Raw genomic sequence first — 13,630 nt, forward strand, 5'->3', positions numbered from 1 at the left:
CCCTGTGGGCGGGCCGCCGCCCCCGGCGCGTCCCCCGCCGCGTCCCGCCCCCCCCCCCCCCCCCCCGCCGGCGGGCCCGCCCCCGCGCGGCGGCGCCCCCCCCCGCGCCTGTTGCCCGGCTGCCTGCAACCGTTGCCGCTGTCCGCGGCACAGCGGCGGACGGGGTCCGGAGGACCTCGGTGTGCTCTCCGGTCCCGTCCGCCGCTGCGGCCTGGAGGAAACCCCGAAGGCCAGGCCTCAAAGGCCGCCGGTTCAGCTCCTCTTGGCGGGAACGAAGTGCGAACCGCTCTGCGCGAAGGCGTCCTTGCGGCCGGTGACGAACTCCTCGACGGTCAGGGGGGTGCGGTTGCCGATGACCTCGATGAAGTTGTTCGTGCCCTGGAAGATCCCGTTGCGGTAGTCGATCGCGATGCTGCTCAGGTGCTGGATCAAGTGAGCCGGCTTGCCCAGGGAGGCCAGTCCCTCCGCGAACTCCTCCACCTCGGTGGGCTCGTAGGTGACCGGAATGCCCAGAGCGCGGGACATCGCCTCGGCGATCTCGTGGTGGTCCATCTCCACCGGCCCGTGCAGGGGATAGGCCTGACGATCGTGCGGCGCGGGGTTCTCGAGGACGGCGGCGATGACGTGCGCCTGGTCCACGCCGGCGACGGGGGCGTGCCGACCCGCGCCGAGCGGAAGCCGCAGCACGCCCCCGTTGTCCTGCCGCCCCCACCACCAGCTGATCCACTCGGCGAAGAGGGTCGGCCGCAGGTGTGTGGTGAGCAGCGGGGTGCGGTCGAGCAGGCGCTCTGCGAGCCAGTGCTGGCGTGCCGCGTTGCTGGCGGCTTCGCGGCGGGCGGAGATCTGGGACATGTTGACCACGGACGTGACGCCGGCCTCGGTGGCGGCCTGGGCGAAGACGACGGTGGCGTCCAGGAGGCCGGCGTGGATCGGGTAGCAGAAGTACGCACCGCTGACCCCACGCATCGCTGCGCTCACATCGTGGAAGTCGAGCAGGTCACCTACGACGATCTCGGCGCCCGCGGCTGCGAGCACGCGGGAGCGGTCGTCCTCCCGGTGTACGAGGGCACGCACCCGGTGCCCCCGCTCCAGCAGCAGCCGCACGGTCTCGGCTCCGGTCGTACCGGTGGCTCCGGTGATGAGGAAGAGTCGGTCGTCCTGGATGGTCATTGCGATGTCCCTTCTGAGCGCCATTGGCTCTCGCGATCGTGGGCGGGGATGCGGAAACGGGGGAGCCGGGAGCCTGATGCGAGAGCTCGGGCATCAGCGGGCGGACGCGAGGGGCACGGCCGCGGCTTCTGTGTGGGTGCGGTGCTGTCGCACGTGAAGAGTTCCCTGCGTTCCGGCACCCCTGGCTAACTTTTGTTTTCCGCAGTCAGCAATGTACATGCCTGGCCTGACTGTGCAAAACAAAAGTCAGATCGGTTAGGGTGTCGGAGTGTGACGGTGGCAGGCGTAGTGGCCCGGCCCATCCGCAGACGTCGCACCCCGTCGGTGCAGGCGGCTCCTCCGAAAGGGCAAAACGATCATGGTATCCGCAGATTCGCGCCCCGCTGACGCCGCGGGGATCCTCCGACTGGGAGGGGACCTCCCTGTCAACCGGCTCGGCTTCGGCGCCATGCAGCTGACCGGCCCCGGCGTGTGGGGGGAACCCTCAGACCCGCAGGAAGCCGTCCGTGTGCTGCGTCGAGCCGTTGACCTGGGTGTCAACTTCATCGACACCGCGGACTCCTACGGTCCGTTCGTCAGTGAGCAGTTGATCCGCAAGGCACTTCACCCCTACCCCGATGGGCTGGTCATCGCGACCAAGAGCGGCCTGAGCCGATCGGGCCCGGACGGCTGGAAGCCGCTGGGACGTCCCGAGTACCTGCGGCAGCAGGCCGAACTGAGCCTGCGTCACCTCGGCGTCGAACGCATCGACCTCTACCAACTGCACCGCGTCGACCCGCAGGTGCCGTTGGCCGATCAGGTCGGGGAGCTCGCACGGCTTCGGGAGGAGGGAAAGATCCGGCACATCGGCCTGTCGGAGGTGAGTGTCGAACAGCTCGAGCAGGCCCGGCGCATCGCGCCTGTCGTCTCCGTGCAGAACCACTACAACCTCGCCAACCGCTCGGCCGAGGGCGTGGTGCAGTACGCCGAGCGGGAGAACCTCGCGTTCATCCCGTGGTTTCCGATCGCCACCGGGAGGCTCGCGCGTCCGGGCGGACCGCTGGACGGGATGGCGAAGGAGCACGGGGTCAGCCCGTCCCAGCTGGCGCTGGCCTGGCTGCTGAGGGCATCGCCCGCCATGGTGCCGATCCCCGGCACCTCGAAGGTCGCTCACGTGGAGGAGAACACCGCCGCGGCTCTGGTGACGTTGACCGATGCCGAGTTCGAGGCCCTGAGCCGCGCCGTATGAGGCGTCACGGGCGAGCCCCCGGCCGACCGCTGCGTCTCGGCCGGCCGCGGACACCCACCGGCATGACCAACCCCCCATCGATGGAAGCGAGTGAGAAGCGATGCCCGCCAGCAGACACGAAGCCAACAAGGCGATGGTCCTGGAAGCGCTCGACGTACTGTTCAACCAACGTGACTTCGCGGCCGCCGAGGCGTTCTGGGCCCCGGACTACATCCAGCACAGTGCGATCATCGCGCCCGGCCGGGACGGACTGTTCAACCTGGTCAAGGCACTTCCGCGGCTGAGGCACGAAGCGGGATTCATCTGCGCCGACGGCGACCTGGTCATGCTGCACAGCCGCTACTCCGGGAATGAGCAGCCCACGGCCTCGGTGGCTGTCGACATCTTCCGCATCGGGAACGGACGCCTCCAGGAGCACTGGGACGTGCTGCAGGACGAAGCCACCCGTGGGACATCCCTGAGCGGGATGCCCATGTTCGGCGATGCCTTCCCCGGCGAACGCTGACGTCGGGTCCCGGCGGGCGGATCGGTGCACCCGGCGCAGGAGCGCCGCGCCATGGACCCGCACGCACGGTCGAGTGCAGCAGACCGCAAATCCGGCGAGAGGCGCTGTGTGCGTCTCAGGCGCGAGGAGATGGGAATTGGCCAGTCACAGTCAGCGCACGGTCATCGTGACCGCCGCGGTGGACCGGTTCCACGCCAAGGGCTACCACGGGACCAGCGTCAATGACATCACTGTCGCCGCCGGTGTCCCCAGAGGCTCTTTCTACAACCACTTCGCGAGCAAGGAGGAGCTGGCGGCCATCGTGCTGCAGCAGTACGGCCAGACGCGCCGGCTGGAGGAGCTGAGCGATCCGGCCGTGGCGCCCCTGGAGCGGCTGCATCGCTACTTCGAGTTCCTGCGTGACGAACAGACGGAGCATCACCTCACCCGTGGCTGTCTCTTCGGCAACTTCGGGAGCGAGATGGCAGACCACAGTGAGGTGCTGCGCGGCGGCGTTGAACACTGCCTGGGGCTATGGCGGGCGGCGCTGACCGAGGTCCTTGCCCAAGCGGTGCGCAGCGGAGCGGTGCGTGCGGGGCTCGATCCCGAGTCGGCCGCTCTCTTCATCCTGTGCGCCGGGGAGGGCGCTCTCGTCGCCGCGCGGTGCGGTCGCTCGGACGAGGCGTTCAGCACGTTCTTCCGCGTGGTCTTCGACAGTTTGCTCCAGCCCGGCCAGGACAACGCTCCGCTCTGAGCCGTCGCGAGCCGAGCAGCCGGTCCCGCTGCGCGGCGTCCTCGGCGGCCCGTGTGCAATCGACTTCTGCGACAGCGGCGGGGCTGCCTCAGTGCCGGAGGCCCGACTGCTCAGGGGTGCGCTGGCGGGCGCGGTAGGCGCGAAGGTTGGCGGGGTGACCGCACTTGCGTACGTCGTGCCAGACACCGCTGTTGTTCCGTGACCGGTCGAAGAACGTCACTCGGCACCGCTCGTTGCGGCAGACCTTCAGCCGCCGCCAGGTGTCGGCCCGCTGGGCATGGAGCATCTCGATCAGGATCAGTGAGACCACCGCCCGCCAGCCGCTGCCGGCCGGCTCCACCTGGACGGTGCCGTCCGGGTCGAGCCGCAGGGCTGCGTCGAACGGAACCTGCGGGAGCGGGCTGTGCTCGCCGGCCGGCTCTTCCCCGGCCCTGGTGAGCCAGTCGCGCAGCCCGTCACGGAAGGCGCGCAGGCGCTGCACATCGTCGCCGTCGAGCCGGATCGACTGGTCCTGCGCCGGGTTGCGGTCGCGCCAGACCGTGTTCAGCCAGGCCTGGGCGTCGTCGCGGTCCAGCAGGAGATCTGTCTCCCGGGGTTTGCCGGCCGACAAGGTGTTGAGCAGGTCCTGGACCAGGGCCAGCCCGTCGGGGGCGGACTCGATGTCGTATCGGTCGGTGGCGGGCCATGTCATGAGGAATACGACTCCAGCAGCGACTGAACGTGAGGCGGAAATAGGCGTAGCTGTATCGCATATTACCTCATTGTCCTGCCCTTCGGGGGCTGGGAGGGCTGCGCGGCGTCCGGGGCGGGGTGCGGCCGCCGGGGTGGTGGCCGGCCTTGCGTGAAGACGTGCGCACCAGTACAAAGTAATAGGCAAAAGCAGTTTGCGTATAACACTCTTGCTTGATCACCTGGCGCTCTTCGCTGCCCGGCCTCCTTCCCAGCCTCCGACCGAACAAGGGAGCTCTCATGCCGCACGGCCAACTGACGTACGAGGTCTTCGTCGCCCCGGGGATCCCCACGACGGTCACGGATCTGCCGCCCGACCTGGACCGTCGGATGTGGTCGCCGATCTCCTCGACCCTCATCCAGGGGGAACGGGACGCCGTGCTCGTCGACCCGCTCATGACGATCGCGCAGGCCGACGCGCTGAGCGAGTGGGTGGCGGCCCGGGGCAAGCGGCTCACGGCGGTGTACATCACTCACGCACACGGCGACCACTGGTTCGGACTCGCGAGGATTCTCCAGGAGTTCCCGCAGGCCCGTGCACTGGCCCTGCCGCATGTGGTCGAACGCATGCGGGCGCAAGCGGACCCGGACTTCGTGAAGTCCTTCTGGAACGCCCGCTTCCCCGGCCAGATCCCCGAGAACCTTGTGCCGGCCCAGCCCATGGACGAGCCGTTCATCGAGCTCGAGGGACACCGGCTCGAAGCCGTCCCGCTCGGGCACACGGACACCGACGACACCACGTGTCTGCACGTACCCTCCCTGCGGCTGGTGGTGGCGGGGGACGCTGTGTACAACAACGTCCACCTCTACCTCGCCGAGTCTGCCCGGGAGGGCAGGAAGGAATGGCTCGCGGCGCTCGACCGTATCGAAGCCCTTGACCCGCGGCTGGTCGTGGCCGGCCACAAGGACCCCCAGGCGCCGGACACGGCGGGCGCCATCGAGCAAACGCGGGCCTACATCCACGACTTCGCGCGCCTGGAGCAGGAGGCGGAGTCCGTCCTGGACCTCTACGAGGCGATGCTCAAGATCCACCCCGACCGGATCAACCGCGGGGCGTTGTGGGGGTCGGCGCGGTTCGCTCTCGGGTGACCGGCGGGTGCGTGAGGAGCACTGAGCGCCTAGCACTCCTCCGGCAGTGCTGAACGGGGCCCTGAAGGCCCGGCCCGCCGCGGGCCGGGCCTTCACCGTGTCCGCGACGTGCACACCGGTGGGTACAAGCGCCGCACCGCGGCGAGGCACGAGCGGCCGGGGCCGCGGCAGGCGATGCCGTGAGGGTCGCGTGCCACGGCGTGGCCGGAGCGAACCGCCGGGCGGTGTTCCGGCCGCGTCGTGGTCCTGGGACTGCCAGCCGGGATGGTGCCGGATGCCGGCCGGGGCAGAGAGCGCCGCCGGCCGGCGGTACCCGTCAGTCCAGGGCGGCGGCTCGGACCTCTTCATGGCTGACCGCGACGACCGCTTCCTGCGCCGTCGCGCGACGCGCGGACAGGGCCATGAATCCGAGAGCGAGGACGCAGGCGATCGTGCTCGCGACGGTTCCCAGCGTCGCGGAACTGCGGACACCGGCGGCGTTGACCGCGAAGCCGCTCAGCAGCGAGCCGCTCGCAACGGCCACCTGCACCACGGCCGTGAAGGTCGCGTTGACGGCCTCGGTGGAGAACCTGTCCTGTCCGTCGGTGTAGAGCCAGTGCTGCAGAGCCACCGGCGCGTTGCCCCACGCCAGCCCCCACAGGGCGAGCCCCACGCAGACGGATGCCGTCACCGTGCCGCCCGCGCTCAGCGCCAGGAGCCCGCCGGCACCGAAGACGAGGGTGGCGATCACGGTGCCGCGGATGCTGCGCCCCAGGAGCGCGCCGCCGCCGAAGTTGCCGACGATGGTCAGCGCGCCGTACCCCAGCAGCAGAGCGCTGGCCAGTCCGGCGCCGAGGCCGGTGACGTCGTGCAGGTAGGGCACGACGAAGGTGTAGGCGCTGAACTGGGCGAACACGACGAGGAAGACGACGGCGAGGACGATGTTCGCGGGCACCGAGCGCAGGAGCGGACGGAAGTGCGCCATCGTCACGCGGTCCGCGGCGGGTATCTTCGGGATCGCCAGCGCCTGGACGAGGGCGGCGATGACCGCGACCGCGGCGGCCGCGACGAATGTCGCCCGCCAGCTGGTGTGGGTGGCGATGAGGCTGCTGCTGGGCACACTGACCACGGATCCCACCGCGATGGCACCGAAGACGACCGACGACGCGGTGTGCACGATCCGTGCGGGGACGAGCCGGGCCGCGGCGGAGACGGAAGTGGCCCAGACACCGCCGATGCTGATGCCGAGGATCAGCCGGGAGACCAGCATCATCGCGAAACCGGTCGTCGCGGCGGACAGGATGCACGAGACGGCGATCAGTGCCGTGAGTCCGATGATGGCCAGGCGCCGGTCCAGGCGTCGCATGAGGACGGTCGCGGCGGGTGCGGCGACCGCGCCGGAGAGGGCGGGCAGGGTCACGAGCAGGCCGGCGGTGCCTTCGGTGACGCCCAGCCCGTCGCTGATCTGAGGCAGCGCGCCGACCGGCACGAACTCCGAGACGACCACGGCGAAGGAGCCCAGAGCGATGGCCATCACCGGTACCAGCGGATGCCTGGGGCGCGGACGGGCGTGTGAGACGGAAGGGGGTGAGGACATGACAGGTGCCTTTCTCGGGAAACGATCTTTTGAGACCGATCGGTGCGGAATGAGGGTGTACGAAAGACGCGGCGGACAGGAGCGGGGGAGAGGGCCGGTTGAAGGCGGTGGGTCAGCGCAGAGACGACAGCAGATCGTCCGCGGCCGCGTCGAGCTCCGGGTCCGTCGACCCCAGGCGCGCCTGCACGCGCAGACCGAGCCAGCCGTTGTGGACCGCCTGCGCGGCGCGGTCGAGTTGCTGCGGCCGGGCGGCAGCCCACCGCTCCTCCTGGCCCAGGAGCCAGGCGATCCGCTCGGTGGAACGAGCGAAGTATCCGCAGACGGCGCTGTGCACGGCCGGGTCGTCCGGGCGCTCCGTCGCCGCGTTCACGGCGAAGCACCCCGCCGGGCAGCCGGGCAGGCTCACGCGTGACCGAAGCAGCGCGCGTGCGCCGGCGAGTCCTTTGCCCGGTGCGGACTCGACCGCTTGTGTGTGGGACTCCTCCGCGTGCTCGATGTAGGTCGTGAGCGAGCGCAGGTAGAGGTCGTGCTTGCTGCCGAAAGTGTCGTACAGGCTGCGCTTGCCGATACCCATGGCGGCCGCGAGGGCATCGGTGGAGGTGCGCTCGTAACCGTTCTGCCAGAACTCGAACAGTGCCTTCCGCAGCGCGTAAGCCGGTTCGAAGCTCTTGGTTCGTGCCATGAGGGCCCTCCTGACGAGAACAGTAGGTAATGAGACCGATCGGTGCAATATGCGGGCGGGGAGACGGACGCCACACTTCGCCGCTGCTCCGGCCGGCATGGGGCCGCTCCCCGCCGCACCGGGGCTCACATCTCGATGGCGACCTTGCCCAGGTGTGCGCCGGAGGCGAAGTAGCGCAGCGCTTCGCTCAGCTCCGCCAAGGGGAAGGCCCGGTCGATCACGGGCCGCAGTCCGGAGTCCTCGACCGCGCGGACCAGGTCGCGCTGCTGCTCGTGGTTGCCGACGAGGACGCCGTTCAGCCGGATCTGCTTCATGTTGATGGCGCCGGTCGGGATGTCCCCGGACAGCCCGGTCAGGACGCCGATCACGGAGACGCGTCCACCGACGCGGACGGCCTGGATGGACTGCGGCAGGGTGGACGGACCGCCCACGTCCAGGACGAGATCCGCACCGTGGCCGTCCGTCAGTTCGCGGACCCGCTCCCCCCACTGGGGCTGGGAGCGGTAGTTGACGACGTGGTCGGCTCCGAGCGCCGTCGCGCGTTCGATTTTCTCGTCGGAGGAGGAGGTGACGATCGCGGTGGCGCCGGAGAGCTTCGCGAGCTGCAGGGCGAAGACCGAGACGCCGCCGGTGCCCTGGAGCACGACGGTGTCACCGGGCCTGAGGCCGCCGTTCTCGTGCAGGGCCACCCATGCCGTGAGCCCGGCCACGGTCAGGGTGGCGGCTTCGGCGTGGGAGTAGCCGCGCGGGGCCCGCTCGAACTGGGCGGCGGGCGCGACGACGACCTCGCGTGCGTAGCCCGGCACACCTATGCCGGGAGTGGTGCCGAAGTGGTCGATCACGGCCCTGCCGGCCCGCCATCCGGGGAAGAAGCGCGCGAAGACCGCGTCGCCGACGGCCAGTTCGGTGACTGACTCGCCCACGGCCTCGACCACTCCCGCACCGTCTGCCAGGGGTACGTGACCGACCGGGGTGTCCGTGCTGCCCATGACGATGGTGTCGTGATAGTTCAGGGCGCCCGCGTGGACGCGAACCCGCACCTCACCTGGTCCGGGCTGGCCCGGATCCGGGAGGTCGGTGACCTCCAGGACGTCCTTTTCACCGGGATGCCTGACGATGACGGCCTTCATGGTGTTTCTCCTTCACACGACGACGGGTGGGCCGCCGGGACGCGTGGCGCTGGCACGTTCCGGCGGGGAAAAATAGATTACATACAACATCTATTTTGCCGCGCCGGGGGTCGGGAGATCGATCTGCTGTGCGGCCGGCGGGAAGTGTCAGCGGTTCGACGCCGCGACCGCGGTGCGGGCCGTGTCCAAAAGCTGCTCCGACAGGGGGGATCCGGCCGTCGCGCGGGCCAGCACCAGCGCTCCGACCATGGTGCAGAGCATCGCGAGGGCCTCGTCGGGCACCGCCGAGCCGTCGGCCTCAGCCTCGCGTGGGGGCGCCGCCGTGTCCGCCGTGTCCGGCGCCCCCTCTGCCAGCCAGCCGGCCAGCTCGCGGACTCCGTGGACGTAGCGCTCCTTGGCCGGCGAACCCGGCGGCTGCCGGGCGACGTCCGCGCCGAGGGCGGAGGCGGGGCACCCGGTCGCCGCGCTGTCGCGGTGCTCGGGCGAGAGGTAGTAGTCGATCAGCGCCTCACGGGCCGCGGCGCGATCGCCGTCGCCCGCCGCCTCGAACCCGGCCAGAAGTGCCCGCAGCTCCTCGAAGGCGCGCTCCGTGGCCTCGCCCTGGAGGGCCTCCTTGGAGCGGAACTGCCGGTAGAAACCGCCGGTCGTCAGCCCTGCCGCGCCGGTCAGCTCCGCGAGGCCGACCTGGAATCCCTGTTCCCGGAACATCCTCGAAGCGGCGGCGACGATCTGCTCCCGGTGCTCGGCCGCCTGTGCGCGTGATGCCCGGCCCATGGTGCCGCCCCTTCCTGTCACGTCGGCCTCTGATCCTACGGCCGGCGCATCCGCGCCCAGCCTTGCGTGAAATAGTCATAGCCAATACAGTTATTTCACTCTGTGGGTGGCGGCGCAGTTCCCCGTCGGCCCCCTGTGGCAGCGGTCGGCAGACGGTACGGCCGCCGTACCGCGCAGGCTGAGCACGCGGACCACGTGCACCCCGGAGATTCCGCGCGGCAGTCAGGATCGTGCGGAAATCAGCGTGAAAGGTGCACAGATGTTCGTCGATGCCGCAGATCTGGACGCCAAGTCGGCCTACAAACTCCTCATCGGGGGGATCATTCCTCGCGCGATCGCCTGGGTGAGTACCGAGTCCGCCGACGGCGTGGGAAACCTCGCACCGGTGTCCTTCTTCACGGCCGTGGGCCGTAAGCCGCCCATGCTGTCGATCTCCCTGCAGCCCCGGGCGGACGGCGTCACGCTCAAGGACACGTTCATCAACATCCGCGACACGGGTGAGTTCGTGGTCAACACGGCGACGCTTCCCCTCGCCGGCCACCTGCACCGTTCGGCCTTCGAGTTCGAGAGCGACGTCGACGAGTTCAGCGCGTTGGAGCTGGAGACCGAGGCCTCGCAGGTGGTACGTCCGCGCCGGGTGAAGGACACGCCCATCGCCTTCGAATGCCGGCTGCGGCGCATCCTGCCCATCGAGGGCAGCCTCGACCACGTGGTGTGGGGCGAAGTGGTGCGCTTCTACGTCCGGGACGACCTCTACCTGCCGGGCGGGCGCATCGACACGGCCGCCATTCCGTCCGTCGGCCGCCTGGCGGCGGAGTACACGCTGGTCAACACCGTCTTCACCACACCACTGGACGACGACCTCGTCGCCAGGCATGCGCAGACACGCATGCACCGCCTCGACGAACACGCCTCCGACTGGTCGCCCATCGACACCGACGCGTGGTCTGCGTCCGGCTCCACCATCACCGAAGGGCCCAAGGCATGACCCAGACAGCGGGTTTGACGAGAACGCAGCGGGTGGCGGACACCGACATCCGCTTCAGGCGCCGGGGCACCGGCGACACAGCCCTCGTGTTCGTTCACGGCTTCCTGGATGACCAGTACGTCTGGGACGGGGTGATCGACGCGCTGGCCGCACCCGGCTTCGAGTACGTCCAACTCGATCTCGCCGGCAGCGGGGACCGCACCGCCTCCGGCGGGCCGTTCGACCTGACCCGCTTCTCGCACGACGTCGGAGCGGTCGTGGAGGCGCTGGACAAGCCGTTCGTCCTCGTGGGCCAGAGCATGGGGACCCTCGTCGCCGAACTGGTCGCAGCGGGCCACTCCTTCCCCGCGCTCGGCCTGGTACTGCTCTCGCCCGTGCCACTGGCCGGTGTCGGCCTCCCCGCAGAGGCGGCCGAGCAGTTCCGCTCGCTGGGCGGCGACGCCGACGGCCAGCGCACAGTACGCCGGCAGCTGTCCGTCGCTCTGCCGGAGGCGGAACTCGACCGGCTGGTCGTGACCGGCACCCGGATCCCGGACCTCGTCGTCCGTGATCTGGTCGACTGCTGGAACGACGGAGACCCGCGCGGGCAGACGCCGAGCGAGTACCAGGGGCCGGTCCTGGTGGGCCGCGGCGCCGCCGACGGCTTCGTCACCGACGAACTGGTGAAGGCCCACGTGCTGCCCCGCTTCCGGGCACCGGAGTCCTTCACCGTCCAGGGCGCGGGCCACTGGGCCCACGTGGAGGCGCCCGCGGAGGTCGCCGCCCGGATCGAGGCATTCGTCACCGGCCTTCCCGCGGCGGCCGGCGGCACGCCGCAGGCGCCCGGCCTGGGCTGGCGGGAGGCCTTCGCCAGCAAGACCGACGCCGCCTTCGCCGCCGCGTTCGCCGAGGACATCGTCCTGGAGGCGAGCGTGCTGGCCCTCCCCGTCCAAGGACGCGACCAGGTCAAGGCCACGATGAGCGCGGCGAGCCGGATCTACGAGTCCCTTCAGTTCGTACGGGAGACCGAGGCCGGCCCGCGCACCTACCTGGAGTGGGAGGCGACCGCCTTCGGCGGCCACGAAATCTTCGGCGTCACGGTCCTCACCAAGGACGACGAGGACCGCATCAGCCACGTGGCCATCCATCACCGGCCCCTGGAGGCGGCTTTGAGATTCTCCGCCGAGCTGGGCGAGCGCCTCGCCGGAGACGTCGACCCCGGCCACTTCTACAACGCCCACTGACGACCCTCGGAACGGAAAGTACGCCCATGGCCACACGCGAAGACGTGGAGTTCGAGGCCGAGCCGGGACTGACCCTGCGCGGATGGTTCTACCTGCCCGACAAACCGGGCCCTCATCCGGCGATCACGATGGCGCACGGCTTCGCCGGGGTCAAGGAACAGCGTCTGGCGCAGTTCGCCGAGGTGTTCGCGCAGGCCGGGTTCGCCGTCCTGGTCCACGACCACCGCAACTTCGGCGCCAGCGACGGCACACCGCGCCACGACATCGACCCCTGGCAGCAGATCAAGGACTGGCGCCGGGCCGTCTCCTACCTGGAGAGCCGCCCGGAGGTCGACGCGCAGCGCATCGGCGTGTGGGGGACCAGTTACTCCGGCGGCCACGCACTGGTCCTGGGCGCCACCGACCGGCGCCTGCGCTGCGTGGTCGCGCAGGTGCCCACCATCAGCGGATACGAGCAGGGGCTGCGCCGGGTGGCTCCGGACGCCGTCGCCCAGCTGAACGAGATCTTCGCCGCCGACGAACGCGCGCAGTTTCGTGGCGAGGAGCCCCGCACTCAGGCGATCGTCAGCTCCGACCCGTCGGTGCCTGCCTCCTACCGGGCTCCCGACGCCGTCGACTTCTATCTGAGCACGGCCCCCGACGGCTGGGAGAACAAGATCACTCTCCGGTCCAACGCGGCGGCCCGCATGTACGAGCCCGGCGCGTGGATCTCCCGGATCTCGCCGACGCCCCTGCTGCTGATCGTCGCGAAGAACGACCCGATCACTCTCACGGACCTGATGCTCTCCGCCTACGAGCGCGCCCTCGAACCCAAGCGACTGCAGCTCGTCGACGGCGGCCACTTCGCGTCCTACCTCTCCGCATTCCCCACGACGAGCGCCGCCGCCCGCGACTGGTTCACCCTCCACCTGGGCTGACCCGCCGGCTGGTTCCGCTTCCGCATTCCCTCCGCACGCCCGGCCGCCGACAGCCTGGCTCATTCCCCTGGAAGGACCTCATGCCCCGTCTCACGTACACGATCGACGACCGCCTGGCGACCGTGGTGCTGCAAAACCCGCCCCAGAACCGCCTGGACAAGCCCCTTGTGGAGGAACTCGCCGAAGCGCTGGCGGCCATAGCGTCCAGTGACGCCCGAGCCGTCCTCCTGCGCGCCGACGGGCCGGACTTCAGCTTCGGCGGCGACATCATGGACTGGCCCGACATGAACGTACGCGAGCTGCGCACCCTGTTCGAGCGGTACATGAACGTCTTCAACGAGTTCGAACGGCTGCCCATCCCGGTCGTCGCCGCCGTGCAGGGCCTGTGCGCCGGCGGCGGATTCGAACTCGCGCTGCGTGCCGACGTCATCTTCGCCGCCCAGAGCGCGCGGTTCGGCCACCCCGAGCAGTCGCTCGGACTCGTCACCCTGCTCGGCGGCATCTACCGGGCCGCCGAGCGGGCCGGGCGGGCCCGCGCCTCCGAGTGGGCCCTGACATCGGAGCAGATCTCGGCCACGTCGATGGCCGAGGCGGGCGTGGTGAACCGGGTCCTTGACGACTCCGCTCTGCAAACGGAGGCGACGGCGTTCGCACGCCGGCTCACCAGCGGCCCCACCCGGGCCTACGCCGCGCACAAGGCACTGCTGCGGGCCTGGCGCGTGGGCGGAACCGCGGCAGCCGACGAGGCGATGTTCGACATCGCCCTGCCCCTGTTCGAGACCGAGGACGCCCAGGCCGGTCTGACGTCGGCCGTGAACGCCCTCAGGGCCGGGCAGCCGCGCCCGGTGCTGGACTTCAGCGGGCGCTGACCTCGGCCACCGGGAGG

14 protein-coding genes are annotated in these 13,630 nt (G+C 70.2%); 8 read left to right on the plus strand and 6 right to left on the minus strand.

Annotation, left to right across the window (positions count from 1 at the left end):
* Positions 1–252: 252 nt before the first annotated feature.
* Positions 253–1,170, minus strand: coding sequence for an NAD(P)H-binding protein (locus M2271_RS39750; RefSeq protein WP_280892343.1), 918 nt, complete (start codon positions 1,168–1,170; stop codon positions 253–255).
* A gap of 358 nt (positions 1,171–1,528) precedes the next feature.
* Here M2271_RS39750 and M2271_RS39755 point away from each other — a divergent pair, with 358 nt between their 5' ends.
* The 3 genes from M2271_RS39755 to M2271_RS39765 all read left to right on the plus strand — a co-directional run bounded on the left by M2271_RS39755 (position 1,529) and on the right by M2271_RS39765 (position 3,636).
* The gene (locus tag M2271_RS39755; protein WP_280892344.1) at positions 1,529–2,398 is read left to right on the plus strand and encodes an aldo/keto reductase; all 870 of its coding nucleotides are present in this window, start codon (positions 1,529–1,531) and stop codon (positions 2,396–2,398) included.
* A 100-nt stretch (positions 2,399–2,498) separates the two neighbouring features.
* A complete protein-coding gene (locus M2271_RS39760; protein ID WP_280892345.1) occupies positions 2,499–2,903 on the plus strand; it encodes a nuclear transport factor 2 family protein in 405 nt (134 codons plus the stop codon).
* 136 nt (positions 2,904–3,039) lie between these two features.
* The gene (locus tag M2271_RS39765; protein WP_280892346.1) at positions 3,040–3,636 is read left to right on the plus strand and encodes a TetR/AcrR family transcriptional regulator; all 597 of its coding nucleotides are present in this window, start codon (positions 3,040–3,042) and stop codon (positions 3,634–3,636) included.
* A gap of 88 nt (positions 3,637–3,724) precedes the next feature.
* Here M2271_RS39765 and M2271_RS39770 read toward each other — a convergent pair whose 3' ends face one another.
* Complete coding sequence (locus M2271_RS39770) at positions 3,725–4,327, minus strand: CGNR zinc finger domain-containing protein (protein WP_280892347.1); 603 nt, start codon at positions 4,325–4,327, stop codon at positions 3,725–3,727.
* Between the two features lie 278 nt (positions 4,328–4,605).
* On the opposite strand from M2271_RS39770, the gene M2271_RS39775 reads away from it, so the two are divergent.
* Positions 4,606–5,454 carry an MBL fold metallo-hydrolase gene (locus M2271_RS39775; protein ID WP_280892348.1) on the plus strand — a complete coding sequence of 283 codons (849 nt, stop codon included), beginning with the start codon at positions 4,606–4,608 and terminating at the stop codon, positions 5,452–5,454.
* A gap of 316 nt (positions 5,455–5,770) precedes the next feature.
* On the opposite strand, the gene M2271_RS39780 is transcribed toward M2271_RS39775, so the two are convergent.
* The 4 genes from M2271_RS39780 to M2271_RS39795 all read right to left on the minus strand — a co-directional run bounded on the left by M2271_RS39780 (position 5,771) and on the right by M2271_RS39795 (position 9,616).
* Positions 5,771–6,967 (minus strand): MFS transporter, encoded by a 1,197-nt coding sequence (locus M2271_RS39780; RefSeq protein WP_280892349.1) that lies wholly within the window; start codon positions 6,965–6,967, stop codon positions 5,771–5,773.
* A gap of 175 nt (positions 6,968–7,142) precedes the next feature.
* Complete coding sequence (locus tag M2271_RS39785) at positions 7,143–7,712, minus strand: TetR/AcrR family transcriptional regulator (protein ID WP_280892350.1); 570 nt, start codon at positions 7,710–7,712, stop codon at positions 7,143–7,145.
* 125 nt (positions 7,713–7,837) lie between these two features.
* Positions 7,838–8,842 (minus strand): NAD(P)-dependent alcohol dehydrogenase, encoded by a 1,005-nt coding sequence (locus tag M2271_RS39790; protein WP_280892351.1) that lies wholly within the window; start codon positions 8,840–8,842, stop codon positions 7,838–7,840.
* A 147-nt stretch (positions 8,843–8,989) separates the two neighbouring features.
* Complete coding sequence (locus M2271_RS39795) at positions 8,990–9,616, minus strand: TetR family transcriptional regulator (RefSeq protein ID WP_280892352.1); 627 nt, start codon at positions 9,614–9,616, stop codon at positions 8,990–8,992.
* A 259-nt stretch (positions 9,617–9,875) separates the two neighbouring features.
* Here M2271_RS39795 and M2271_RS39800 point away from each other — a divergent pair, with 259 nt between their 5' ends.
* The 4 genes from M2271_RS39800 (at position 9,876) to M2271_RS39815 (ending at position 13,613) form a co-directional block, all read left to right on the plus strand.
* Positions 9,876–10,604 (plus strand): flavin reductase family protein, encoded by a 729-nt coding sequence (locus M2271_RS39800; RefSeq protein ID WP_280892353.1) that lies wholly within the window; start codon positions 9,876–9,878, stop codon positions 10,602–10,604.
* Positions 10,601–11,827 (plus strand): alpha/beta hydrolase, encoded by a 1,227-nt coding sequence (locus M2271_RS39805; protein WP_280892354.1) that lies wholly within the window; start codon positions 10,601–10,603, stop codon positions 11,825–11,827. Before M2271_RS39800 ends, M2271_RS39805 begins: the two co-directional genes overlap by 4 nt.
* A 26-nt stretch (positions 11,828–11,853) precedes the next feature.
* On the plus strand, positions 11,854–12,744 hold the full coding sequence (locus M2271_RS39810) for an alpha/beta hydrolase (RefSeq protein WP_280892355.1): 891 nt from the start codon (positions 11,854–11,856) through the stop codon (positions 12,742–12,744).
* 80 nt (positions 12,745–12,824) lie between these two features.
* The gene (locus M2271_RS39815) at positions 12,825–13,613 is read left to right on the plus strand and encodes an enoyl-CoA hydratase/isomerase family protein (protein WP_280892356.1); all 789 of its coding nucleotides are present in this window, start codon (positions 12,825–12,827) and stop codon (positions 13,611–13,613) included.
* Positions 13,614–13,630 lie beyond the last annotated feature (17 nt).

The organism is Streptomyces sp. LBL, from assembly GCF_029893585.1.
GTDB lineage: Bacteria > Actinomycetota > Actinomycetes > Streptomycetales > Streptomycetaceae > Streptomyces.

Excerpts from the sequence above, each read along its gene's own strand:
- M2271_RS39750 (WP_280892343.1), bottom strand. The coding sequence starts at position 1,170 with ATGACCATCCAGGACGACCGACTCTTCCTCATCACCGGAGCCACCGGT.
- M2271_RS39755 (WP_280892344.1), top strand. The coding sequence starts at position 1,529 with ATGGTATCCGCAGATTCGCGCCCCGCTGACGCCGCGGGGATCCTCCGA.
- M2271_RS39760 (WP_280892345.1), top strand. The coding sequence starts at position 2,499 with ATGCCCGCCAGCAGACACGAAGCCAACAAGGCGATGGTCCTGGAAGCG.
- M2271_RS39770 (WP_280892347.1), bottom strand. The coding sequence starts at position 4,327 with ATGACATGGCCCGCCACCGACCGATACGACATCGAGTCCGCCCCCGAC.
- M2271_RS39775 (WP_280892348.1), top strand. The coding sequence starts at position 4,606 with ATGCCGCACGGCCAACTGACGTACGAGGTCTTCGTCGCCCCGGGGATC.
- M2271_RS39780 (WP_280892349.1), bottom strand. The coding sequence starts at position 6,967 with ATGGCCATCGCTCTGGGCTCCTTCGCCGTGGTCGTCTCGGAGTTCGTG.
- M2271_RS39785 (WP_280892350.1), bottom strand. The coding sequence starts at position 7,712 with ATGGCACGAACCAAGAGCTTCGAACCGGCTTACGCGCTGCGGAAGGCA.
- M2271_RS39790 (WP_280892351.1), bottom strand. The coding sequence starts at position 8,842 with ATGAAGGCCGTCATCGTCAGGCATCCCGGTGAAAAGGACGTCCTGGAG.
- M2271_RS39795 (WP_280892352.1), bottom strand. The coding sequence starts at position 9,616 with ATGGGCCGGGCATCACGCGCACAGGCGGCCGAGCACCGGGAGCAGATC.
- M2271_RS39800 (WP_280892353.1), top strand. The coding sequence starts at position 9,876 with ATGTTCGTCGATGCCGCAGATCTGGACGCCAAGTCGGCCTACAAACTC.
- M2271_RS39805 (WP_280892354.1), top strand. The coding sequence starts at position 10,601 with ATGACCCAGACAGCGGGTTTGACGAGAACGCAGCGGGTGGCGGACACC.
- M2271_RS39810 (WP_280892355.1), top strand. The coding sequence starts at position 11,854 with ATGGCCACACGCGAAGACGTGGAGTTCGAGGCCGAGCCGGGACTGACC.
- M2271_RS39815 (WP_280892356.1), top strand. The coding sequence starts at position 12,825 with ATGCCCCGTCTCACGTACACGATCGACGACCGCCTGGCGACCGTGGTG.